The organism is Halomonas sp. M20 (assembly GCF_020622265.1).
Lineage (GTDB): Bacteria > Pseudomonadota > Gammaproteobacteria > Pseudomonadales > Halomonadaceae > Modicisalibacter.
Genome location: NZ_JACNMQ010000005.1, coordinates 1 through 23,744 on the forward strand (window position 1 = coordinate 1; position 23,744 = coordinate 23,744).

General features: G+C 59.0%; 23 protein-coding genes. 11 read left to right on the forward strand and 12 right to left on the reverse strand.

The window, feature by feature from the left end; genetic code table 11:
- Nucleotides 1-1,272: sulfate adenylyltransferase subunit CysN (gene cysN, locus H7850_RS13150; RefSeq protein ID WP_227370029.1), on the forward strand; the 1,272-nt coding region annotated here is incomplete at its 5' end.
- Here cysN and H7850_RS13155 read toward each other — a convergent pair.
- Nucleotides 1,262-1,738 carry an RrF2 family transcriptional regulator gene (locus H7850_RS13155; protein WP_227370032.1) on the reverse strand — a complete coding sequence of 159 codons (477 nt, stop codon included), beginning with the start codon at nt 1,736-1,738 and terminating at the stop codon, nt 1,262-1,264. The genes cysN and H7850_RS13155 overlap by 11 nt on opposite strands.
- Nucleotides 1,739-1,955: 217 nt before the next feature.
- Between H7850_RS13155 and H7850_RS13160 the strand changes: the two genes are divergently transcribed.
- The 4 genes from H7850_RS13160 to H7850_RS13175 all read left to right on the forward strand — a co-directional run bounded on the left by H7850_RS13160 (nt 1,956) and on the right by H7850_RS13175 (nt 5,504).
- Nucleotides 1,956-3,119, forward strand: a complete 1,164-nt coding sequence (locus H7850_RS13160) for an NnrS family protein (protein ID WP_227370034.1) — start codon at nt 1,956-1,958, stop codon at nt 3,117-3,119.
- 62 nt (nt 3,120-3,181) lie between these two features.
- Nucleotides 3,182-3,586, forward strand: coding sequence for a ribonucleotide reductase subunit alpha (locus H7850_RS13165; RefSeq protein ID WP_227370035.1), 405 nt, complete (start codon nt 3,182-3,184; stop codon nt 3,584-3,586).
- A gap of 39 nt (nt 3,587-3,625) precedes the next feature.
- Complete coding sequence (hemN, locus tag H7850_RS13170; RefSeq protein ID WP_227370037.1) at nt 3,626-5,020, forward strand: oxygen-independent coproporphyrinogen III oxidase; 1,395 nt, start codon at nt 3,626-3,628, stop codon at nt 5,018-5,020.
- A 13-nt stretch (nt 5,021-5,033) separates the two neighbouring features.
- Nucleotides 5,034-5,504, forward strand: a complete 471-nt coding sequence (locus H7850_RS13175; protein ID WP_227370038.1) for a hypothetical protein — start codon at nt 5,034-5,036, stop codon at nt 5,502-5,504.
- A gap of 55 nt (nt 5,505-5,559) precedes the next feature.
- Here the strand turns inward: H7850_RS13175 and H7850_RS13180 are convergent, their stop codons facing one another.
- The 7 genes from H7850_RS13180 to H7850_RS13210 form a co-directional block, all read right to left on the reverse strand.
- Nucleotides 5,560-6,099 carry a nitrous oxide reductase accessory protein NosL gene (locus tag H7850_RS13180; protein ID WP_227370040.1) on the reverse strand — a complete coding sequence of 180 codons (540 nt, stop codon included), beginning with the start codon at nt 6,097-6,099 and terminating at the stop codon, nt 5,560-5,562.
- Between the two features lie 31 nt (nt 6,100-6,130).
- On the reverse strand, nt 6,131-6,955 hold the full coding sequence (locus tag H7850_RS13185) for an ABC transporter permease (protein WP_227370041.1): 825 nt from the start codon (nt 6,953-6,955) through the stop codon (nt 6,131-6,133).
- Nucleotides 6,952-7,878 (reverse strand): ABC transporter ATP-binding protein, encoded by a 927-nt coding sequence (locus H7850_RS13190; RefSeq protein ID WP_227370043.1) that lies wholly within the window; start codon nt 7,876-7,878, stop codon nt 6,952-6,954. Before H7850_RS13190 ends, H7850_RS13185 begins: the two co-directional genes overlap by 4 nt.
- Nucleotides 7,875-9,164 carry a nitrous oxide reductase family maturation protein NosD gene (locus tag H7850_RS13195; RefSeq protein WP_227370045.1) on the reverse strand — a complete coding sequence of 430 codons (1,290 nt, stop codon included), beginning with the start codon at nt 9,162-9,164 and terminating at the stop codon, nt 7,875-7,877. The genes H7850_RS13190 and H7850_RS13195 overlap by 4 nt, the downstream gene beginning before the upstream one ends.
- 283 nt (nt 9,165-9,447) lie before the next feature.
- Nucleotides 9,448-11,334, reverse strand: coding sequence for a TAT-dependent nitrous-oxide reductase (gene nosZ, locus H7850_RS13200; protein WP_227370046.1), 1,887 nt, complete (start codon nt 11,332-11,334; stop codon nt 9,448-9,450).
- Nucleotides 11,335-11,337: 3 nt separating this feature from the next.
- Nucleotides 11,338-13,491, reverse strand: a complete 2,154-nt coding sequence (nosR, locus tag H7850_RS13205; RefSeq protein ID WP_227370048.1) for a transcriptional regulator NosR — start codon at nt 13,489-13,491, stop codon at nt 11,338-11,340.
- A gap of 165 nt (nt 13,492-13,656) precedes the next feature.
- The gene (locus H7850_RS13210) at nt 13,657-13,974 is read right to left on the reverse strand and encodes a c-type cytochrome (protein WP_227370049.1); all 318 of its coding nucleotides are present in this window, start codon (nt 13,972-13,974) and stop codon (nt 13,657-13,659) included.
- Between the two features lie 305 nt (nt 13,975-14,279).
- Between H7850_RS13210 and H7850_RS13215 the strand changes: the two genes are divergently transcribed.
- From H7850_RS13215 to H7850_RS13235, 5 genes are all read left to right on the forward strand, one after another.
- Nucleotides 14,280-14,732 (forward strand): c-type cytochrome, encoded by a 453-nt coding sequence (locus tag H7850_RS13215; RefSeq protein ID WP_227370051.1) that lies wholly within the window; start codon nt 14,280-14,282, stop codon nt 14,730-14,732.
- A gap of 63 nt (nt 14,733-14,795) precedes the next feature.
- The gene (locus tag H7850_RS13220) at nt 14,796-16,145 is read left to right on the forward strand and encodes a cbb3-type cytochrome c oxidase subunit I (RefSeq protein ID WP_227370052.1); all 1,350 of its coding nucleotides are present in this window, start codon (nt 14,796-14,798) and stop codon (nt 16,143-16,145) included.
- A gap of 97 nt (nt 16,146-16,242) precedes the next feature.
- Nucleotides 16,243-17,058: a CbbQ/NirQ/NorQ/GpvN family protein gene (locus tag H7850_RS13225; RefSeq protein ID WP_227370054.1), complete on the forward strand. Its 816-nt coding sequence runs from the start codon at nt 16,243-16,245 to the stop codon at nt 17,056-17,058.
- 15 nt (nt 17,059-17,073) lie between these two features.
- Nucleotides 17,074-19,014, forward strand: a complete 1,941-nt coding sequence (locus tag H7850_RS13230; protein WP_227370055.1) for a nitric oxide reductase activation protein NorD — start codon at nt 17,074-17,076, stop codon at nt 19,012-19,014.
- A 156-nt stretch (nt 19,015-19,170) separates the two neighbouring features.
- Nucleotides 19,171-19,377 (forward strand): hypothetical protein, encoded by a 207-nt coding sequence (locus tag H7850_RS13235; RefSeq protein WP_227370056.1) that lies wholly within the window; start codon nt 19,171-19,173, stop codon nt 19,375-19,377.
- A gap of 84 nt (nt 19,378-19,461) precedes the next feature.
- Here H7850_RS13235 and H7850_RS13240 read toward each other — a convergent pair whose 3' ends face one another.
- The 4 genes from H7850_RS13240 to fdxA are packed head-to-tail and all read right to left on the reverse strand — an operon-like array spanning nt 19,462 to nt 21,188.
- Nucleotides 19,462-19,767, reverse strand: a complete 306-nt coding sequence (locus H7850_RS13240) for a cytochrome C oxidase subunit IV family protein (protein WP_227370057.1) — start codon at nt 19,765-19,767, stop codon at nt 19,462-19,464.
- 18 nt (nt 19,768-19,785) lie between these two features.
- A complete protein-coding gene (locus H7850_RS13245) occupies nt 19,786-20,415 on the reverse strand; it encodes a cytochrome c oxidase subunit 3 family protein (RefSeq protein WP_227370058.1) in 630 nt (209 codons plus the stop codon).
- Nucleotides 20,408-20,851 (reverse strand): DUF4870 family protein, encoded by a 444-nt coding sequence (locus H7850_RS13250; protein WP_227370059.1) that lies wholly within the window; start codon nt 20,849-20,851, stop codon nt 20,408-20,410. Before H7850_RS13250 ends, H7850_RS13245 begins: the two co-directional genes overlap by 8 nt.
- 13 nt (nt 20,852-20,864) lie before the next feature.
- Nucleotides 20,865-21,188 carry a ferredoxin FdxA gene (fdxA, locus tag H7850_RS13255; protein ID WP_227370060.1) on the reverse strand — a complete coding sequence of 108 codons (324 nt, stop codon included), beginning with the start codon at nt 21,186-21,188 and terminating at the stop codon, nt 20,865-20,867.
- Nucleotides 21,189-21,587: 399 nt separating this feature from the next.
- Between fdxA and H7850_RS13260 the strand changes: the two genes are divergently transcribed.
- Entirely contained in the window at nt 21,588-23,699 is a 2,112-nt protein-coding gene (locus H7850_RS13260) for an adenosylcobalamin-dependent ribonucleoside-diphosphate reductase (RefSeq protein WP_227370061.1), read from the forward strand.
- The last annotated feature ends 45 nt before the right edge of the window (nt 23,700-23,744 follow it).

Here is a 23,744-nt window from a genome sequence, read left to right on the forward strand (position 1 = left end):
CAGCTCGCCGCCATTACCCGGGATTCGAAGAAAAGCGGCACCACCGGCGAGGCGGTGGATCTGGCATTGCTGGTGGACGGCTTGCAGTCCGAGCGTGAGCAGGGCATCACCATCGACGTCGCCTACCGCTACTTCTCCACGGACAAGCGCAAGTTCATCATCGCCGACACCCCGGGCCACGAGCAGTACACCCGCAACATGGCCACCGGCGCCTCCACCGCCAGTCTGGCGGTGATCTTGATCGATGCGCGCCACGGCGTGCAGACCCAGACCCGCCGGCACAGCTTTATCGCTGACCTGCTGGGCATCCAGCATCTGGTGATCGCGGTCAACAAGATGGATCTGGTGGATTTCTCCCAGGCGCGTTTCGATGAGATCGTTGCCGACTATCGTGCTTTTGCGGAAAAGCTCACCGTGCGGGATATCCGTTGTGTGCCGATGTCCGCACTACAGGGCGACAATGTGGTGGACAGGAGCCAGCATATCAATTGGTACGCCGGCCCCACGTTGCTTGAACTGCTCGAAAGAATCGAAATCGCTCAGGACAAGAACATCTCGGATCTGCGCCTGCCAGTGCAGTACGTCAATCGGCCCAATCTGGACTTTCGCGGTTATTGCGGTACGTTGGCGGCGGGAACGCTACGGCCGGGGCAGGCAGTCAAGGTGCTACCTTCGGGCAAGACCGCCCGGGTGGAGCGCATCGTCACCTTCGATGGTGATCTGGCGCTAGCATCGCCGGGTCAGGCAATTACCGTCACCTTGAACAACGAGCTCGATATCTCTCGGGGCGACTGGCTAGTAGAGGCGAGTAATGATATAGCGCTGGCGTCCAATATCGAAGCCGACATCGTTTGGCTGCACGACACGCCAATGGCGCTGAACAAGCTCTATGATATCAAGCTGGCCACTCGAGAAGTGGCAGGGCAGGTGAGTGCCATTGACTACCAGATCGACGTCAATACGCTGGAGCATAAACCCGCTGAACAGCTGGAGCTGAACGCCATCGGTCGCTGCCGGGTCGCTCTGACCGCCTCGCTGCCAATAGATGACTACCGCAAATGTCCGGGCACCGGCAGCTTCATTGTCATCGATCGATTGAGCAACGTGACCCTGGGCGCCGGGATGATGCGCGGGGTGTGTGAGTCTGAGCGGAATGCGAATTCAGCTGATGGCGTCGATTGGCAGAACTTCGAACTCGAACTCAACGGTTTGATCCGTAAATACTTCCCGCATTGGGAAGCCAAGGATATTCGCGAACGGTTCAAGCGCTGACTTGGGGGTCGGGTTGGGGGGAGCTGTTGAGCTGTAGCAGCCGGATCAACTCGCTACGCATGCGCGGGTCCGGCCCCAGCATATCGGCCAGGGTGTAGCCATCAAGTACCCCCAAGAAAGCGTCCAAGGCCTCGGCGAGCATTGTCTTGATGCGACAGGCGGGAGTGATGACGCATTGGTTGCGGTCACCGAAGCATTCCACCAACTCTAGATCCTGTTCGGTGTCCCGTACCAGCGCACCAATATTGATATTCTCGGCGCGCTGCTTCAGCAGCAGCCCACCGTGCTTGCCACGAATCGCCTGAAGGTAGCCCTTGCGATTGAGTTCCTGGACAACCTTCATCAGATGGTTGCGGGAAATATTATAGCGCTCGGCGATTTCACTGATGGTGGAGCGCTCCTCGCCCTTGAGCGCCACATAAAGCAGTACGCGTAATGAATAATCGGTATAACGTGTAATGTGCATGTTGGTGTCCTTGCAAACGTAGGCTTCCTTGCCTCTTGGTGAAGGTGCCAAAGCGACCACTAGCGTAGCGAACGGCGTTGGTTATTGATAAATCACAAGACAAATGAACAGACGCATCGTTCCATAGCAGGCTATTAAAAAACACGCCGTAGTTTATAAGATGTATATTTTATGTATGTTAGTTGTCAGTCATGGTGCGCACAAGCGAAAGGCCTATATGAATAATCAACGCAAGTTGCCGGCAAGGGTGCTGTTCTTCCCCGCGGCTGGCCTCTATGCGGCAGTGCTGGTGCCTTTGTCGCTATGGGCCTTGTTCTATCGCCCCTTGTTGCTGCCGGGTATCAACGGTGGGCTCGACCATGCGCGGGAGTTACTGTTCGGCTTTGCTCTGGCCGTGATCGCAGGGTATCTACTGGGTCCTTTGAGCTTGCAGCGTCTGATGACCCTGTTTGGGCTGTGGCTGGGTGCGCGGCTGGGGTATTTACTGGCACCTGAGAGCTTTCTGCCCCCATTGATCGGCTCGCTATTTGCGCTCGGGCTGGCGATGCACATCGTGCCGCGTTTTCATTCCGCCAAGAAATGGCGCAATCGCCTCTTGAGTCCGCTTCTATTATCGATTTGCCTGCTTGCATCGGTCCTGTTCTGGCTGATTCATACGGGCAAGGCACCAGGACTGCAACATGCCCTGGTGTATCAGGCCGTGCTGCTGTTGGCGCTGCTGATGCTGTTCATGGGAGGGCGGGTGATCGCACCGGCGTTAGCGGGGCATTACCAACGCCTGGGCGAGATCCTGAATGCCCGCGTGCAGCCACGTCTCGAAGGATGGCTCATTCTAAGCACGATCCTGGCTATCGTCCTGATGAGCTGGCCGGCTAGCCGTAGTTGGGCAGGGCCTGTGCTGATTCTGGCAGGCGCGCTGGCGTTCGTGCGTTTGCTACGCTGGCGATTGTGGTGGTGCGGGAAGCGGCCGGATCTGCTTTGTCTCGGTGTCGGGTATGGCTGGCTGGCGGTGGGGCTCGTGAGTAACGGTATCGCTCAGTGGCAACAGCAAATGACTTCGAGCTTGATCCATGTCATTACACTGGGGGCCCTTGGGACGCTTACGGGTGTTATCATGATGCGCTCTACCATCCTGCAGGCCGGCGGACGCGATACTGCGGATCTCGCCCGCGAATGGCGGATTCCGGTGTTTACGGTGTTGATCGCAGTGGCGACTCTGTTGCGGCTTGCTGCACCGCACGTCGTATCGCTTCATCTGGCACTACTGTGGAGCGCTTCTCTCGCCTGGTGTCTGGCTTGGTTATTGGCCACATGGTGCTTATGCCGAGCCACCAGCGATGGCTTGAAACGTCAGGCAGCGCGACACCGCGAAGCTCAGTGAGGTTGAGCTTTCGGATAAACTGAAATTCTGGATGTTGTTGTCGTCACTGAAAGGAGATTCTTGTGTCCATTGCCTGTTTTGCCGATTTGCTGGCGGAAGCGCGCCAACAGCCTGAACCACAGCGTCTGCTGTTCGTGTTCGCCCGAGCCGAGTTGCCGGATCACCCCGATGCTCAGCAGCGTGAACGCTTCGAGCAGGGTGAGGGTGGCGTATTGGCGCCGGTGCTGTGCGTCGACAAGACCCTGGATGAGCTGAGTGATATGCAGGCGCTGGTCGAGGAGTCCCAGCGTACCGGTGTCGAGTGGGATATCGTCTTTGCCGCGGCCTTGGCCGGTGACGGCCGCCAGCCGCCCAGCAGCGAGGAAGCGGAACAACCCCTGCAGCGCATGGTGGAGTCGCTGCAGCAGGGCACCATCGACAACTTCCTGGCCTTCGATCGCAAAGGCGATGCGGTCAGCTTTCATTGAGTCTGTGACCCTCGAGTTTTTGGAGACTGCGGAGAGATCGTGAAACCAAATGATTTGACCTTCGACCGAGCTCTGGTTGAAAAGTATGACCGACCGGGCCCGCGCTACACCTCTTACCCCACGGCGCCGCGCTTCAATGCCGCCTTTGCTCTGGACGACTACCGGGATGCGGTGAAGCGCAGCAATGCCGAGGCATCGCCTAAACCACTCTCGGTCTATATTCATATCCCGTTCTGCAAGAGCCTGTGCTACTACTGCGCCTGCAATAAGATCATCACCCACAAGACCGAAAAGGCGGTGGAGTATCTCGACTATCTCAAGGGCGAGATTGCCATGCAGGCCGAGATGTTCGATACGTCCCGCAAGTTGACTCAGCTGCATCTGGGGGGCGGTACGCCGACCTACCTGACCAACGATCAAATGGCGGAGTTGATGAATGCGCTCGATGCAGCGTTTACTCTGGAGCGGGGCGCGCAGCGGGAGTTCTCCTTGGAAGTGGACCCGCGTACCGTATCGCCGCAACAGCTTCGTGAGCTGCATGCATTGGGATTCAATCGCCTGAGCCTGGGCGTGCAGGACTTCGATCCCGACGTTCAGCAGGCCGTCAATCGCACCCAGAGCGAGCAGCAGATACAGGATCTGATCGAGACGGCGCGAGAGGTGGGGTTCGAGTCCATCAGCTTCGATCTGATCTACGGCTTGCCGCTCCAGACCGTCGAGAGCTTCACTACCACCCTGGACAAGGTAGTGAGCATGCGCCCGGATCGGGTGGCGACCTACAGCTATGCCCACCTGCCGGATACTTTTCGGGCCCAGCGCCTGATTCGCCCGGAAGATATGCCGCCCCCGGAGCGCAAGCTGGAGCTGCTGGAACTCACGATCGGCCACCTGCAGGCGGCGGGCTATGTCTACATTGGCATGGATCATTTCGCACTGCCCGATGACGAACTCACCCGCGCCCGAGACAACGGCACCCTGCAGCGTAATTTTCAGGGTTATTCCACCCATGCGGACTGCGACCTGATCGGTCTGGGCGTGTCCGCCATCGCCAAGGTCGGGGATACCTACAGTCAGAATGCCAAGGTGCTATCGGAATACTATGCGGCCCTCGACAAGGGCCAACTGCCCATTCAACGTGGTTACCGGCTCAACGCAGACGACCATCTGCGTCGCGATGTCATTCACCAGCTGATGTGCCATGGACGTGTCGACTTTGCCGAGATAGAGGCCGCCCACGACATTCGCTTTCGGGACTATTTCGCCGATGCCTTAGCGGGACTGGATGAACTGATGGCGGACGATCTGGTGAGCATTAACGGCGATGCCCTGGTGTTGCATCCCCAGGGCCAGCTAATGATGCGCAACGTGGCCATGGCCTTCGATGCCTATATCGTTGCGGATTCAAAAGAGCGGCGCTTTTCGCGCACGGTATGAGGTTACCTGGCTGATGGAGCTAGCGTTGGCTCGGGTGCTGCATGTGCTGGCGGTGGTGCTGTGGATCGGCGGCGTGGCCATGGTGACCACCGTGCTATTGCCTGCGGTCAGGCGCTTCAAGGATCCTTCGGAAGCCGTTGCCTTCTTCGAGCAGATCGAGGGGCGCTTCGCCTGGCAGTCGCGCATTACCACGCTGCTGGCCGGCGTTAGCGGCTTCTACATGCTGCACCTGTTGGGCTGGGAGCGCCTTTTCTCGGCGCACTACTGGTGGATACACGCCATGATCGCGGTGTGGGCGCTGTTCACCCTGATGCTATTCGTGTTCGAACCGCTGTTCCTGCATCGCTGGTTTCATGCGCGGGCCGCCCAAGCGCCGCGTTCCACTTTTCAAGTGATACAGGGGCTTCACTGGGGGCTCTTGACGATCAGCCTGGTGACGGTGGCCGGCGCCGTGGCGGGAAGCCACGGTTGGTTTTGGTGGTAGATTTTAAAAAGCAACCCTCGATGCGATGACCTTAGGCTGCTGTCTTCACCCTTCCTTAATGGTCTTGACTGGCGTTTATCTCGCCCCGCCCTAACTCACCCAGCAACTTCAGGTCGATATCCTCGAAGCGGATGACCTTGCCGCCATGTTCGTCGCTGAAATCCTTGGCCCGGTTCTGTTCGGCGAAGGAGGCGAGGGTGTGGCCCATGGCGCCGGGTTGATCGTGGCCGATCACGTACCAGGCATCCACCGCGCGAACATAGGCACCGTCGGCGGGGGCTTCCCAGGTCGTCTCGCCGATGTCGTGAACGTAGGCATGACTGATCTGGGTCTCGTTCTCCGGCTGCTTAAGGAAGGTGAATAGTTCGAGCGTCGAGCAGAATTTCAGGGCGTCGGGATCGCTCTTCATGAAGGCCTGCCCTTTAGGGCCGGGAAAGTTGGTGATGGTCATGCCGCACACGTGGCAGGCATCGCCGTCGGTGATGGGCACCGGCGCGGCCAGGGCGGTCTTATCCGCTTCTTGGCCGCAGCCCGCCAGGAAAAGAGCAAGCACCAGTGCGAAGGGCAAAGAAGCTGACGCGAGACGACGTGGCATACGGGTATCCTTCTTAGGCTGGTTAGGCTGGCTATACGGAGCGATGACGAAAGCGCAGCAGCGCCAGACTCAGGGGCACCACAATCCACCCCAGCAGGATCAGCATCAGCCAGATGGGTTGGAAAGCGTTTTCTCGAGCGAGTGCGGTCAGGCCGGAATAGGCCTGGGCGGCCTCGATGCCTGCCAGGTTGATCAGACGGAAGCAGTCCGTGGGGTTCAGCAGCAGCAGGTAGGGCAGCCAGTCGCCGCCGTGTTGTGCTCCGACCAATAGCGCCAGCAGGGCCAGATCGAAGACCAGCACGAACAGGAACCAGATAATCAGGGCGAGTCCCGCGGCCCGAGCCTTTTCCGCGACCCAGACGCTGATCAGGTAGGCGAAGGCGATAAACACCCAGCCCAGCAGTACGCTGCTGACGATCAGCAAGCCGATGCTTCTGGCAAGCGCCAGTAGATCGACGTCCGGGGCGCCGAGGGCGATGGCGATGCCGGCGATGCCGAACCCCGAGGCGGTGGCGACGCCAAGAATCAATCCATGCCCCAGGAACTTGCCCAACAGCAGCGTTGATCGGCTCATGGGATAGGTGAGCAGCAGCAGCAGGGTACCGGCTTCCTGTTCACCGACGATGGCATCGTAAGCCAGTAGCAGAGCGATCAATGGGATCAGAAATACTGCCAGGGTCGACAGGCTGACCACGGTGGTGGCCAGGGACGTAAATCCCAGCCCGCCGCTGGCGGCGGCGCCGAAGTAGGCGATGCCCACCGCCATCAGCGCTAGCATCAGGGCGATGGCCAGCACCCAGCGGTTGCGCAGGCCGTCCTGGAACTCTTTGCGGGCGACGGTGAAAATGGCATTCATGACGGGTCTCGCGCAGGTAAAATAGTGGAAAGCGTGGCGGAAAAATGGGTGTAGAGATGTTCAAGGCTGGGCGGCAGCAGCTCGATATCCTCGACGCCGGGAGCGGTGGTCAACTCTCGCAGCACCGTCATCTTGTTCGCGGGATGCACGTGGAACTCCCGGGCGTGGCCGTTGAGGCGCTGCGTCTCCTGGATCGGCAGGTCTCTTGAAGGGGCGCCGGTCCAATTGCCCTTGACGCGAATGGTCAACGGCAGTGCCGCCTGGTGGCGAAGCTCATCGAGGCTGCCCAGAGCCAGGCGACGACCGGCGCCGAGAATCAAGGCGCGGTCGATATAGGGCTCGACCCCGGGCAGCACGTGTGAGGAGAGCAGTACCGTGCAGCCTCGATCGCGCAGGGTCTTGACCGTGGTGTAGAAGTCTCGGGTAGCGGCGGGATCGAGGCCGGTGGTGGGTTCGTCGAGCAGCAACAGTTGCGGTTCGCCGAGCAGTGTCTGGGCCAGCCCCAGGCGCTGGCGCATGCCCTTTGAATACGTCTTGACGCGACGCCGGGAGGCATCCGCCAGGCCGACCTGTCCGAGCAGATCATCAATCTGACCCCGGTCGACGCGCTTGAGCCGGGCGAAGTAGTCAAGCACTTCATAGCCGGTGAGCTGCTCGTAGAAGCCGACGTTCTCGGGCAGGAAGCCTAGGCGCTGGCGTAACTGGTTGGCCGCATTGCCCTGGGGTGTCGCGCCGAAGACGCGGAGCTCACCCTCGCTTGGGGCGATCAGTCCGAGAATCAGCTTCATGGCGGTGGTCTTGCCGGCACCGTTGTGACCCAGCAGCGCCAGCACCTCTCCCTGTCGCACTTCGAGATTGAGGTCATTCAGACTTGTGACATCGCCGTGACGCTTGGTCACGCCGTCGAAGGTGATAATGTTCATATATCCGCCTTATCCAAGGTGGGATCGGCCAGCAGCGGCGCACTGTCCTTGATGCCTTCGGCCTTGAAGACCGGAAACTGGCGCTGCACCCAGCGCAGCGCCAATATCGCCGGGCTATTCATCAGCAGACGCGCAGCGGGATAGCGCCATAGCAGGCGGTCCATAGCGTCGTTGGGCTCGTAGGCAGTATCGCCAATGCCGTCGTTATTCATGTCCCAGCCCATGTAGTCGCTCCAGTAGTTGCCGCTACCGTCTTTCGACCACTCCTGAGAGCGTGTCGCCACGTACTTGACCTGCTGGCGGTTATCGATGAAGGCGTTGCCAAGCACGACATTGTCTTCCGAACCGGCGGTGAGATGGATGCCGATATCGCTTTTTGCAAAGCGGTTATCGAGAAATTCGTTGAACTGGGAGTTGTAGACGAAGATGGCCTTCCCATCGCCGCCCTGGAGCTTGCCTTCGCCCCGGGCGTTCACCGGCTGACGAATGCCCTCGATACGGTTGCCTTCCAGTCGTGAGCCGGTGATGTTGTTCATCAGGATGCCGTAGTTCTCGTCGTTGACGGAACGGTTGTTCAGTACCGTCAGGCGCTTGGACTGCATCAGTGCGTAGCCGGTGCGGGTGTCGAAGGTCAGGTTGCCTTCTAGGTGATTGTCGTAGGCGTACATGTAGTGAATGCCGTAACGCAGGTCATGAAGTTCGTTGCGGTTCAGAAAGCTCTGGCTGCTGTTGTCGATATAGATGCCGTCCCGGGTGCGGGCGATGTCGTTGCCTTCGATCAGAACGTCGCGCACGTTGAACAGGTGAATGCCGTTGCCGCGATCCTGGGAGCGCAGCGCGGTGTCGCCGCGAATGCCGTTGTCGATGACCTTGACGTCCGTGACCGCGTCCAGCCAGATGCCGAAACCCGGCCCCTCGAGGCGGTTGTCGCGGATCACGCTGCCGGTGGCGTTTTCGGTGACGAAAACACCGGCGTCCAGGTCGGTGAGATTCCTGCCCCAGTTGACGATCTCGAGCCCTTCGAGCATTACCTGGGGAGCGTTGATGGTGACCGCATGGTCTTGGCCCTGGCCGTCGATTATCGCCTGGCCAGTGCCGCGAATTTCCATTGGATGGTCGATGGTTATCGACCCGGTATAGCGCCCAGGGGCGAGGATAAGACGATCCCCACTTTCAGTGCGATCGAGCTGAGCCTGCAATGGCTCGTCGGGTGTTGCCTGATACTCCGCCGCTAGGCTTGAGACGGGCAAGCTAAAAAATAGGAGAACCCAAAAAAGATAGCGCATGGAGTTCCTGGGTAGGAGAACAGTAGAAATCAGTCAGGGCAGGCCTTCGCTGCGATATGCCCCGGACCTTATATCAATGAAATCGAAATATCATTTCAAGGCCGGAGCATGCTCCGGCCTGTTTCTTTGAATATGCGTAGAGTAAATCGGCGAGCGGTATCAAGCACAAGGCGCGCGGCGCGCAGGAACCGGAGCATATGGGTTATATGTGAGATTCCGACCGGGCTGGCGCACCAGCGGCGCGCAACACAGTGATTGAGCCGCGCAGCCATTTATCACTCCCTTAGGCTGGTTCGACGAGCATTCGGCCGGTCATCTCCATATGCATCGCATGGCAGAACCAGTTGCAGTAGTACCAATGCACCCCGGGCTTGTCCGCGGTGAAGGTCACGCTCGCGGTCTGCTGCGGCGATATCTCCATGGAGACACCGTGGTTGACCATGCAGAAACCGTGGGTCAGATCCTCGATCTGGTCCAGGTTGGTCACGGTAACGGTCACCTCATCGCCCTGCTTGACCTTGAACTCGGTGAGGTTGAACTGCGGCGCCACCGAAGTCATGTAGACCCGTACCTTGTTGCCATCCCGGATGACCTTGTTGTCCGCCGTCAGCTCGATACCGTCTTTCTCGGCTCGCTCGCGAGTGGCCGCAAAGAAAGGATCGTTACGATCCCACAGCTTGCGTGGATTGACCTGGTCGGCACGCAGCAGGATGCAGTCGTGAGGCTCGGCGTAGGTCGGGCCGTCGTGCACCAGCTTCATCTCCTCGCCGGAAATATCGATCAGTTGATCGTTCTCCGGGCGCAGCGGGCCTACCGGCAGGAAGCGATCCTTGGAGAACTTGGACAGCACCACCAACCACTTGCCATCCGCGTCCCGGGTTTCGGTCAAGCTGGCGTGGTTGTGGCCGGGCTGGTAATGCACGTCGATCTTCTGACGCAGATAGTTGACCTCATCACCGTTGTAGCTCTTGATGGCATCCTCGATATTCCACTTGGCCACCTGGCTGTCGATGAACAGCGTAGTGTAGGCGTTGCCACGACCATCAAAGGTGGTGTGCAGCGGCCCCAGGCCCAGTTCCGGCTCGCCGACCACGGTATCCCGCGGCTCGATCTTGTCGGCAAACAGGTCCGGCAGCTTGTCGATGGCGATGATCGAGCAGGTGGGGGAGAGCTTGCCGTTGGCGATGAAGTACTTGCCGTCCGGCGACGTATTCAGGCCGTGAGGATTCTTGGGAACCGGGATGTAGCGGGTCAGCTTGGAGCCGTGACGACCGTCCACCACCGGCACCTTGGAATCGCCGATGGTCTTGTAATCACCGGCGTCTACCGCCTTCTCGATGGCCTCGACGTCGAATACCACCGCCCAGTCCCGCTCCTCGCGCATGGTGCCAGCCAGGTCGGCGGCCTTTTCCGAGTTGTAGCAGGTTGAAGCCACGAAGCGGCCAGTGTAGTCGGCGTCGGTATTGTCCAGGTTGCCGTCGACGATCACCTGCCAGGCCACGTCCATGCTTTCCGCGTCCAGGGCGTTGAACATGGTGTAGTGGTTCTCGAGATCCGCCATGTTCTGCCCATCGTTGGGATGGGGGATGAAGTACTCGGCATTGGCAAACACGTACTTGGTATGCGGTACCTTCTGCAGACGCAGGCCGTGGATTGCCTGAACGTTGGGAATGGTAGTGATCTTGTCCGTCTTCATGATGTCGAGACGAATCCGCGCCACCCGGGTATTGGCCTTGTCGTTGATGAACAGGTACTTGCCGTCGTAGCGGCCGTCGGTCATCGAAACGTGCGGGTGGTGGGCGTCGCCATTGAGGAATTTCGCCGAGTCGCCGAGTATCTGCTTGGACTCGTTGGTGATGCCCCAGCCCGAGGCGCTGTCGACGTTGAACACCGGAATGCGCATCAACTCGCGCATGGAGGGGACGCCGAGAATGCGCACCTCGCCGGAGTGGCCGCCACTCCAGAAGCCGTAGTATTCGTCGAGTTCGCCCGGAGCGATGGTGGCTTCGCCATTCTCGCTGGCCGCCTGGGCCTTCTGACTCTGCAGCAGCGCCGCAGCGCTACCGAAGCCGCCGGCGATTCCTGCGCCGGCAACACCTGCGATGCCGGTGTTGCGCAAGAAGTGGCGGCGGCCGAGGTTCTTCAGTTCGTTGGTTTTGTCATCACTCATGCTTCATTCCTCGTGGTGGATGGGAATACGTTGCAGCGTGTCGCCCTGTGTGCTGGCGGCTGCAGGGTCGAAGGTTTGTGGGTTGGCGCCCGAGACCCGGGCGGCTTTCTCATAGCGCTTGCGGCGCTTGATCATCGGTGGGCAGCGCTGGTCGTCCCAATACAGCACCTGGCAATCAAGGCAGTAGTGGCATTCGTTGGCATTGATGCGGCCATCGGGGTGAATGGCGCCCACCTCACACTCATGAGCGCAGATCTGGCATGGCGTGCCACAGCTGCCGCGATGGCGCTTGAGCCAATCGAAGATGCGTAGCCGCGAGGGGATCGCCAGCCCGGCGCCGAGTGGGCACACATAGCGGCAGTAGAACTTGTGGTTGAATACCGAGACGAGCACCAGCCCTAGAGCGTAGAGCACGAAGGGCCAATCCCGCTGGAAGCGCAGGGTAATGGCAGTCTTGAAGGGCTCCACCTCGGCGTATTGTTCGGCGGTGCCCAGCGAGTGCAGCGACAGGGCGAACAGCGCCAGCAGAATGATGTACTTGATCGCCCAGAGCCGTTCGTGCAGACCGAAGGGCACTTCGATCTGCTTGACGCCGAGCTTACGCGCCGCCTTGTTGACCAGATCCTGCAGAGCGCCGAAAGGGCACAACCAGCCGCAGTAGACGCCACGGCCCCACAGCAATAGGCTGACCGCAACGAACCCCCACAGGATGAACATCATCGGGTCGATCAGAAACGAGGTCCAGCTGAAGTCTGTCATCAGGGAGTGGGTGAACGTCAGGATGTTGACCACCGAGAGCTGGGCGAGGGCATACCAGCCGATGAATACCAGGGTGTAGACTAGAAAGCCGATGCGCAGTGGTTCGAGGATACGCGGGTAACGTACCAGCACATCCTGGAACAGCATGACCGCGGTCAACACCAGGAGCCCAGCACCGAGTACACCGATCTGAAAGGCCTTGTCGTACCACACCTGCACCCAGATGGGACGTTCCACCACGGGTTCGGGCCGATCGACGTAGGCATCCGGGATGCTGTAGTCGGCGCTGAAACGGGTGAATTCGGTATCCAGCGGGCCTGAGGCGCGGCGCACCAGCAGGTCCAGTTGCCAGGGGCGGCCAGGATCGAAGCTGGCTTCCTCGCGAATGATGAAGATGTCCTTCTCGGTCATGCGGGGCACGCCGTCGAGATCGAAACGGCCCACCCGCTGATGATCCAGATCGTGGAAGGTGATGGTGCGCCCATCCTGACTCAGCTCGATGCGATCGAATATGCCGCCGCGCACATAGCCGGAACCCTTGAAGGAGTAGTCGCCGTTGGCCATCAGGGCGACGGCGTGCTCGCCGGGCTTGAGACTCTCCATCAGCGCATCAAAGCGGGCGTCTCCAAGCATGTTTCGGCCCGCCATGGGGGCATTCAGATAGGTGTAATAGAGATCGATGAAGGTCTTGTCCGCAGGCTCGGGAGTGCCGCGCAGGTAGTCTTCCGCCGCGGTGCCGATGAAGGCTTCATTGACCTGACCGTGGGTCAGGTGCAGGCGGCGGATGGTGCCGTCCCCGGTCAGGGTCTGCCAGTCGGCTTTCTCGAATACACCCGGCTTGACCGTGGCGGCAGGCTGGGCGGAGGGATCCTCGATGATACCCAGGCTGGCAGCGACCTGGCGCGCGGCGCGCATGATGGTGTCGTTGACCACGATCACCGTGACCGTGGCGCCGGAAATGGCGTCGAGATTGGTACCGATCTTGGGGTTGTCGGTGACGCCGAAGCTGGTATGGGCATCGGCAAAGCTCTGGAGCTTCTCTTCCGGAATGCCCACCAACATGATCGGTTCGGCGTGGTCGAGCACCTCGGCCAACATCAGTTGTCCGGCGGGGCCGATACCTATCAGCAGATTGACCGGCTTGCCCGAGTAGGCGGGAATGGGCGCGATATCCACGCTCTCGAAAACGTACCCCAGGGTTTCGCCGCCACTCATGACCGCTTGAACCGGTAGTTCACTTTTCGTTTCTTCAAGGCTGCTGGCCTCGGGAAAACCCTTTTTTACCTGATCAAGTTCGATGGCGGCAGAAGCGGGCAGCGCCAGCAAAGTCAGGCATGACATGAACGCCAGCATGACCAGCATGATAAAAGGGCGAAAAGTAAGAGGCATCCACTTCATGAGTCACGCCTTATCCGGCAGTGCGTTAACCTACCAATAGATGTAAATTCTATGAATCTTTAGCTTCGCAGTTTCATGAGTAACCAATATTGATCTGCGTCAATAGTCGAGGTTTTTTATGGCAGGAAGTACTCCGGCTTCAGAAGAGAGCCGGAGCGATACGCTTTAAGGGGTTTGCTGGCTGTAATAAGCCGCGAGATCGGCGATGTCTTCATCGGACAGCGACTTGGCCATTGGTGTCATCATCATCGACATGCCCCCGCCACGCTGGCCTTCACGGTAAGCCTTGAGTGAGCTCTCCAGATACTGAGCGGATTGCCCTGCAAGGTTGGGATAAATTGGTGCCGTTGCCATGCCGTCTTTACCGTGGCAAGCCACGCAGGTAGTGATCTTCTCGGCGCCGGCTTCGGCATCCCCCGCAGCTTGGGCTGTAACAGCAAATGTTGCACAGCTTGCTAGCAGTGCAGTAGCCAGAATTTTCATAAACTAGACTCCAAAATGCTTCTTATGTTCTTCAAGAAACCCACCATATGAAACACGGCGGGCCGGTCAAGAGGATAATGCCCGTACTCTAGATGCAAGTAAATTGATGGAGGTCATGTTTTTGCATACAAAGATGACTTCTATCAATGTTGATGAAAGGAGATACTGACCTGGCAATTGACCAGGGGACAGGTAAGGCATAACCTTTAAGAAGTATTTTTAATGCATATTAATGGCGCGCTCGGGTCCGTCGCTGAAAAGCCTCGATCAGTTGCGTCGAAAACGAGAAAAAAGGGGGGGATCATATGGCCGATGGACTAACAAGATCGGCGGCACGCAATATCTTCTTTGGCGGGTCGCTGTTTTTCTTCTTGCTGTTCGCTGCGCTGACGGCTCACAGCCACTGGTACATGAAGACGTCATCTACCAACGAGGAGACGCTGACCGCCTCGGTCAAGCATGGCAAGGAGGTGTGGGAGGAGAATAGCTGCATCAACTGCCATAGCCTGATCGGTGAGGGTGCCTATTTCGCGCCGGAACTGGGCAACGTCTGGGACCGCTATGGGGGCCGCGAGAACCCCGAAGCCGCTCGTGCGGGCTTGAAGGCCTGGATGGAGTCGCAGCCGCTCAATGTGCCAGGACGCCGTCAGATGCCGCAATTCAATCTGAGTGACGATGAGCTGGACTCCCTGGTCGATTTCTTCCAGTGGACCGATTCCATCGATACCCAGGACTGGCCGCCTACCAAATCAGGCTGATTGATCGCGCGCATCGAAGGTGCAAGAGAGACAAGGGTTCAAGAACACAGGAGCATCGAACCGATGAAATATGAAACACAGTGGGTGGCCTATCCCTTCTTTGCCGTCGCGATGTTGCTGTTCGCGCTGCAGATCGTGTTTGGGTTGTTGGCTGCCACCGTTTATGTGGTACCGGAATTCTGGGCCGAGTTCATGCCCTTCAATATCATACGCATGAGTCATACCAACCTACTGATCGTCTGGCTGTTGATCGGTTTCATGGGCTGTACCTACTTCCTGATGCCAGAAGAGGCGGAGCGGGAGATTCATAGCCCGATGATCGCCTACATTCAGCTGGGTATTTTCGTTATCGCCGGGGTGGGCGCTTTGGTCAGCTATCAGCTCGGTATCCATGAAGGTCGCGAGTTCCTCGAGCAGCCGTTCTGGGTCAAGGTGCTGATTACCATCTCCTTTCTGATGTTTCTCTACAACACCAGCATGACCTTGCTCAAGGGGCGCAAGACCGCAGTCAACATGATCCTGATGCTGGGCCTGTGGCTGGCGGCAGTATTCTGGCTGTTCGCTTTCTTCAACCCGAGCAATCTGGCCCTGGACAAGCTCTACTGGTGGTGGGTCGTGCACATCTGGGTAGAGGGCGTGTGGGAGCTGATCATGGCCTCGCTGCTGGCCTACCTGCTGATCAAGATGACCGGGGTGGACCGTGAAGTGATCGAGAAGTGGCTCTACGTCATCATCGGTCTGGCGCTGTTCTCCGGCCTGCTGGGGACCGGTCACCACTACTACTGGATCGGTGCGCCTGGCTACTGGCAGCCCATCGGCAGCATCTTCTCCACCCTCGAAGTATTGCCATTCTTCGTCATGGTGATGTTCGCCTTCAGCATGTTCTGGAAGGGTCGGCGCAACCACCCCAACAAGAGTGCCATGCTATGGACTCTGGGCAGCGCTGCCACGGCATTCTTTGGCGCGGGCGTATGGGGCTTCATGCACACGCTGTCCTTCGTCAACTACTATAGCCACGGCACCCAGGTCACTGCCGCCCACGGCCATCTGGCCTTCTACGGCGCCTACGTGATGATGATACTGGCGGTGATCACCTACGCCATGCCGCAGATTCGTCGCGTGCAGCCCTACAATCAGATCATGAACATGTGGAGCTTCTGGATCATGACCTCCGCCATGGCCTTCATGACCTTCACCCTGACCTTTGCCGGTGTGGTGCAGACCCACCTGCAGCGGGTGCTGGGCATGAACTACATGGAAGTCCAGGACCAGCTCGTGCTGTTCTATGTCATGCGTCTGGGTACGGGGGTAGCGGTGGCCATTGCCGCAGTGCTGTTCCTCTATGCCATCTTTGGACGTGTGAAAGAGCAGTTGCCTGCCGGCGGCACCCAAATGACTTCTGGCGCCTACTGAGCCGTAGCTGAATTGCCGCACCACGTAGCAACCCGCGACTTCGACACAAGTTTTCAACGAGGTCGCGGGACATTGATTTTTCCCTGGAGTATCTCTTATGTCCTCCTCATCTGCCCGATCCCACGAGGCTGATAGTGAGCTTCCTTTTTACCAACCGGTCGGTAACGAACGCGAACTGTTCGAACATGCCTATCAGCAGCACTTGCCTTTGCTGCTGAAAGGGCCGACAGGCTGTGGCAAGACCCGCTTCGTTGCTCACATGGCGGCGCGGCTAGGCAAGCCTTTATTTACCGTCTCCTGTCACGATGACTTGACCGCCGCCGACTTGACCGGACGCTATCTACTGCAGGGCGGCGAGACGCGCTGGGTCGATGGCCCCTTGACCCGCGCCGTGCGTGAAGGCGGTATCTGCTATCTCGACGAGGTGGTAGAGGCACGCAAGGACGTCACCGTGGTATTGCACCCGTTGACCGACGATCGACGTTTGCTGCCTCTGGAGCGCACCGGCGAGCTGCTCGAGGCACCGGACGATTTCATGCTGGTGGTGTCCTACAACCCGGGCTATCAGCACATCCTGAAGTCGCTCAAACCCAGTACCCGCCAGCGTTTCGTGGCCCAGACCTTCGGCTTCCCTCCGCCGGCGGTGGAGCGGGATATCGTCGCTCGGGAAAGCGGTCTATCCGCGGACAGATGTAGCGCCCTGGTCAACCTGGCCGCGCGGTTGCGCGACATGAAAGGCCAGGATCTGGAAGAGGGCGTGTCGACGCGTCTACTGGTCTACTGCGCCACCTTGATCGTCGCCGGCATGCCCATCATGCAAGCGGCCCGGGCGACTCTGGTGGAGCCGCTTTCCGATGACGAGGATGTGCAAGAAGGACTACTCGAAGCTATCCGAGCCACCTTTGGTGAGTAACAAGGGCTTGAGCCTATGAGCAAGCTGGATTTTCTTGAAGTGGAAGAGTTCGTCGGGCGCCACTGGCACCGCTGGGCGTCCAATGCCACCAGTTATCCGCATCATCCCGAGGCAGCGGTTCAACTCGAGGATCTGCGCGTCGTGCTGGGGGTGTTTTTCCGTGCCAGCGGCGGAGAGGCAGGCCTTGAAGTGGCAGCCATCGCTGCGCGCAACTCGACCCATCGCCTGAGTTTGCGACAGCGCCTGGGCTTCGATGAGGAAATCCTCGATATCGCTCGGCGCGACGAGGAAAATCTGTTGCTGCCTCCCACTCTCGATCTGTTTGCCGATGCTGCTCTCAATCGCGATCTTTACTTCTGGCTGGCGGCTTTCTTGGCGCTGGCGCGGCGCGTTCCACACCGTGGCGATCCACTGCGCCAGGACATTGCCTGGCTGCGTGACGTCCTGGGGGCGACTCATCGAACCCTGGCCCACTTTCCCGGGCTGCAGGAGCGCCATACGCGGCTCTGCAAGGCGCTGCTGACCGTTCGTCCCAAGCGCCGCCTTCCGGCGACCGAAGCCGCCGTTGAAATGGTCATCCTGCGCCTGCTCGGCGATTCGCAACCGTTGAACGGCGAGGCCGCCGAGCTGGAGGCGGCAATTAACGATCCCGATGCTTCCCTGGATGCCTTTCAAGCACCCCGGGGCTATCGCCCACCGCTTCCCGTACCGCTCTGGGCGCAGGTGGTCGATCTGGGTAACCAGGGCGAAACCCGCCCCCTGGGGGATGACGATGAGCCGGGCGATCAACAGGCGGAAGCGGTTGCTCAAGGCAAGCGCAAGGCGGAGCGCCGGCGCCAGGACCAGAGTGAACGCAAGGATTCGCTGATCTTCAATCGCTTCGAGAAGATGCTGTCCTTTTCCGAGATGATCAATCTCAATCGCATGGTGGACGATGAAGAGGACAAGAACGCCAAGAGCACCGCGGAACAGATGGAGGAGATCACCCTAAGCCCTCACCAGCAGCGGGCGGCGTCTCAGCTCAAGATCGATCTGGACCTGGCGCCGGAGGCCATCAGCGGCGAGCGCCTGCGTGGCAAGCACCTTTACCCCGAGTGGAATCATCGCAAGCAGATCTATCTGCCGGATCACTGCGCGGTGCTGACGGACCTGCAAAGCGAAGAGGGCGAGGACTGGACACCGGACGAAACGACCCGGCGACGCATCCGGCGGGTGCGTCGGGAGTTCGAGGCGTTGCGGCCGCGTCGCGAAACCCTGCGGGGTCAGCTCGATGGCAGCGAGCTGGACATGGATGCGGTGATTCGCGCCCATTGCGATCTGGTTGCCACCGGTGAGACCAACGATCGCCTGTATCTGGCAACCCGGCAGCAGGCCCGGGATCTGGCCGTGTCGATCCTTGTGGATGTGTCGCTGTCCACGGATGCCTGGCTGGAGGATAGGCGAGTGCTGGACGTGGAAAAAGAGGCTCTGCTGGTGCTCGGTCACGGACTGGCGGGCTGCGGCGACGACTACGCAATTCACTGCTTCACTTCCCATCGCCGCCAGAAGGTGTGGGTCAACACTCTCAAGACGTTTGAAGAGTCCATGAACGAGCGAGTCGATCGGCGCATCGCGGCCCTCAAGCCGGGGCGCTACACCCGCATGGGGCCAGCCATCCGGCATATGACGCAAGAGCTTTCCAAACGGCCTAATCGTCATCGTTTGCTGCTGGTGCTCACCGATGGCAAGCCCAACGATACCGACTATTACGAAGGGCGTTATGGCATCGAGGATACCCGCAAGGCGATCCGGGATGCGCGTCAGCAGGAGATCAAGGTATTCGGCGTGACCATCGATCAGGAGGCGCGGCAGTATATTCCGCATCTGTTCGGCCGTGGGGGTTATGCCATCGTGCAAAAGCCTGAGCACCTTTCATTGGCGCTGCCGGGGATATACCGTCAAATCATTGCCAACTGAAGGAAACACCGAATAAATGTCTACGCGTCCCAATCACTGCGTTACGCGGTGCGCGGAATCCTCACATATACCCATATGCTCCGGTTCCTGTGCTCCGGGCGCCTTGCGCTTGACCCGCTCGCCGATTTCTTCAGCGCTTCCTTGAGGAGAAGTTACATGAACACCCGCGCCGTGGTCGCGATACTGATAGGTGGCTTGGTCTTTCTGGCGGTGGTGATTCCGGTGGCCTGGATCATCAATACGAAGGATTGGGGCGTGGCGATGATCTTCCCTGCGCCCTTTATCGTCTATGGCTTGATGGTCCTGGCGCGGCGGCTGGATGATTGGGTGCGCGCCGACCCGAAACGGCGTCGGCAGCCCTGATCGGTTAAAAACGGTTAGCCAAAAACGGCAAGTCAAGAATGGTCAGCCAAGAGCGATCAGCCAAGAGCGATCAGCCAAGAGCGATCAGCCAAGAAGGTTGGCCCGGGCCGCGAGGTAGCCCGACAGAATCAACCCCAGGATCACCAGCGCCAGCCCCAGGAAGGCACCTTTCCAGGCAGGTGACGAGACACGTAGGTTGAGATAGATCATCAACACCTGGTGCGCCTTGAAGCCGGTGCTGATCAAGACCAGCAGCGCCGACCACAGCGGCAATGCCAGCCACTGATCCTCGGCGTCGAGCCGGGAGGAGATCATCGATACCAGCGTCAGCCCCATCAGAATGATCCAGGTAATCGTCAGGCGACGGGTAGTGGGGTGCGTCATCGTCATGGTCATCTCGACAGAGAGCTATCTCAACAAATAAATCAGCGGGTAGAGCAGAATCCAGATCAGATCGACCATGTGCCAGAAGGCCGTGGCGGTCTCCACATTGGCAAGCGTGGTGCGCCAGGTCACCAAGGCAAGCACTCCCAGCCCGAACAGCACGTGGGCGAAATGAAAGCCGGTCAGTAGATAATAGAAGGCGAAGAAGGTGTTGGTGTCCGGGGTCAAGCCGGCGCCGAACTTGTCGATGTATTCGGTGATCTTGATTGCGCAGAACACGCCGCCGAGCACCATGGTCGCCAGCAGCCAATGCCGGCTGTGGCGTATTCGGCCCTGCGCCACCGCATTCACCGCCAGCGCCGCAAACAGCCCGCTGGTCAACAGCACCATGGTATTCAGGCCGCCCATGATGGGGTCGAGCTGTTGTTGAGACGCATCGAAAAGTGGCTGCTCCGCGGCGCGCATCCAGGCGTATAGGCCAAATGCCGCGGCAAACACCAGCATCTCGCTCAGGATCAGTACCCACATCAAGGGGTTGCCGGGCAGGGCGGAGAGTGGCCCCCAGTCGCTATCGGTATCGACGGCGTCGCTCTTGATAGCGTCGTCCGGCAGGGCGTCATTCTGCCCAGGCTGGGCGTGTTGCGATTCAGTCATGGAAACTCACCGAGGCGCCACCGAACGTCAGGCTGCGCGGATTGTCGATGGGGCGGTTGGCCATCAGGCGATGGATGCCTACGCCGCAGCGTGCCACCATCCATATCAAGCACATCATGAAGAATAGATAGCCCAACCCCCAGGCGATGCCCGGCGCGGCATTGATATAGCCCAGCAGATTCCATAACAGCAGTCCAATGCCACCCGCCACGATCCCCAACCAGAAAGTGCGAATCTGAAACCGCAGGTGCGTATCGACCCATTCGGCGCCGCGCCCCAGCTTGAAGTGAGCGATCGCTACGCCGAGCGGTGCCGTGACCACGGCCATGATGCTGCCCAGATACAAGGCATAGATCAAAACAGCAGCGCCGCGGCCCGGTGAGTTGGCTTTGAGGGCGGCGAAGTCGTCTTCGTTTCGTTCGAGATTGGTTGGCATGCGTCATCCCTCTTCAGCGTTCAAGGTGGGGCAGCTTGTTGGGAACGCCATCCCACTCTTCAGCGTCCTCAGGCGGGTCCTGCTTTTCGGTGATAACCGGCCACTGCTCGGCCAGCTCAGCGTTGAGTTCGATAAAATGACGCTGTGAATCGGGTAGCTCGTCCTCGGCGAAGATTGCCTCCGCCGGACATTCCGGCTCACATAGCGCGCAATCGATACACTCATCCGGGTTGATTACCAGGAAATTGGGGCCTTCATAGAAGCAATCGACGGGACAGACTTCCACGCAGTCGGTGTACTTGCATTTGATGCAGTTTTCGGTGACGACGAAGGTCATGTTTCATCTCCCGATTTTTAAGATGCATATATTACACATCTTAAAGGGCGGAACGAATGGCAGCAATCACCACCCAAGCCCGGGCGAAGAAAAGCGGCGTGTTGAACCCTGGGAAGTCAGGTTCACATATGCCTGAAAATTCGAAATAGATTCCATATATTGTGTTTGTTATCATTATGGAGCCCATATGTAGTGTGTATATTTGCCGGTAAGAAATAACACTTTCTTGATGTGAATCATGATCGATAGAGGCCAGGGTGATTAGGATGGCCAGCATTCAAGCACCTTGAGCAATCAGAAAAATGATTGCATTCGATTAGATTTTTACTCAGATTTTGCCGATGGGCCAGCTGTGGCTCCGGTTTTTCTTAATTTCAGAATGTTTGGAGATTTCTCCTCATGAGCACTTCCGCCAAAGCCGTCAAGACATCCAATGAGGTACCGTTGCAGGTACCTTCCCGGGATATCTGGGATTCCAAGTATCGCCTCAAGGATCGTCACCAACGGCCTGTCGACAAGGATGTTCGGGCGACTTACGAGCGCGTGGCCAGCGCCCTGGCTGCGGTCGAAGGCGACAAAGCCCCCGAGTGGCTGGAGAAATTTCGCTGGGCCATGGAAAACGGCGCCATTCCCGCAGGGCGCATTCTCTCCAATGCCGGCGCCGAGGATTACAAGCCTGCGGTCAGCCTGATCAACTGCACCGTATCCCGTACTATCCACGACTCCATGCAGGACATTCTCGGTTCCGTGGTGGATGCGGGCATGACGCTGAAGGCGGGTTGTGGCATCGGCTATGAGTTCTCCACCCTGCGCCACAAGGGCGGCTTCGTGTTCGGTGCCGGGGCCGGCACCAATGGGCCGCTGGCCTTCATGGACGTGCACGACAAGATGTGTTTCACCGTGGCTTCCGCCGGCGGTCGGCGCGGGGCTCAGATGGCGACCTTCGATGTCGGTCACCCGGATGTCAAGGAGTTCATCGAGGCCAAGCGAGAGGCCGGGCGACTGCGTCAGTTCAACCTGAGTCTTCTGATCACCGATGAGTTCATCGAAGCGGTCAAGAACAACGCGGATTGGCCTTTGGCATTTCCGTTGCACCCGGGTGAAAAGGAGGATGTGAAGCAAGATGAGCTGATCTATCGCGACTGGCCGGTGATCGAGCCAGGCTACACCGTCGACGACGAAGGCCGGGTGGCCTGTCGCATCGTCGAAGTAATCAAGGCTCGCGAGCTGTGGGAGTCCATCATGTCCTCCACTTACGACTTCGCCGAACCCGGCTTCATCCTCATCGATCAGGTCAACCGCATGAACAACAACTGGTTCTGCGAGGAGATCCGGGCGACCAACCCTTGCGGCGAACAGCCACTTCCGCCAGAGGGGGCGTGTCTGCTGGGATCGATCAACCTGACCCGGTTCGTGATCGAGCCGTTTGGCGACAATCCGCGCTTCGACTGGGAGCGCTATCGCAAGGTGGTGGCCATTTTTACCCGCATGCTCGATAACGTGGTGGAGATCGCTGGCTTGCCACTGCCCGGTCAGCAGCGCGAGATCGAGGCCAAGCGACGCCATGGCATGGGATTCCTGGGTCTCGGTTCGACGATGACCATGCTCAAGATGTGCTACGGCAGCGATGACTCCCTAGCCTTTACCGATGAGGTAAGCCAGACGCTCGCTCTCGAAGGCTGGAAGGTGGCGCTCGAGCTGGCTCGGGAGAAGGGTATGGCGCCGATCCTGGCCGAAGAGATCGAGATCACCCCGAAGATGATGCGCGAGCGCCCGCAGCTGGCAAAAGACGGCTACGAGATCGGTGACAAGGTGCCTGGGCGTATCCTGCATGCCCGCTACAGTAACTACATGCAGAAGATCGCCGAAGTCGAGCCGGAGCTGGTGGCGGCGCTCGCCGAGCATGGCGCGCGCTTTACCCATCACTCGTCCATTGCGCCCACCGGTACCATCAGCCTGTCGCTGGGTAACAATGCCTCCAACGGCATCGAGCCGTCGTTCTCGCATCGCTACTATCGCAACATCATTCAAGCCGGCAAGAAGACCAAGGAGCAGGTCGAGGTCGTCTCCTTCGAGCTTGCCGCCTATCGGCATTTCGTGGCCGCCGAGGCGGTGGAAAGCGATCTGCCGGATTACTTCATTACCGCGGATTCGGTGACGCCAAAACAGCATGTGGCGGTACAGGCGGCAGCCCAGACCTGGATCGACTCGGCCATTTCCAAGACCGTCAACGTGCCCACGAACTTCCCTTACGAGGCGTTCAAGGATCTTTATCTGGATGCCTACGCAAGCAGGCTCAAGGGCTGCACCACCTTCCGCTTCAATCCCGAGAGCATACAGGGCGTGCTGGTGCGGGAAGAAGACTTGAACAACACCACCTATGTGTTCGAGCTGGAAAACGGCGAGTCCATCGAGCTTTCAGGCAATGAGAAAGTGGTCTACGACGGCGAGGAACACAATGTCGCCAACCTCTACGATGCGTTGAAGGAAGGCAACTATGGCAAGTGGTGACAGCGCCCCAACGTACCGTGGATTCAGCATTATGCCCGTTTATAG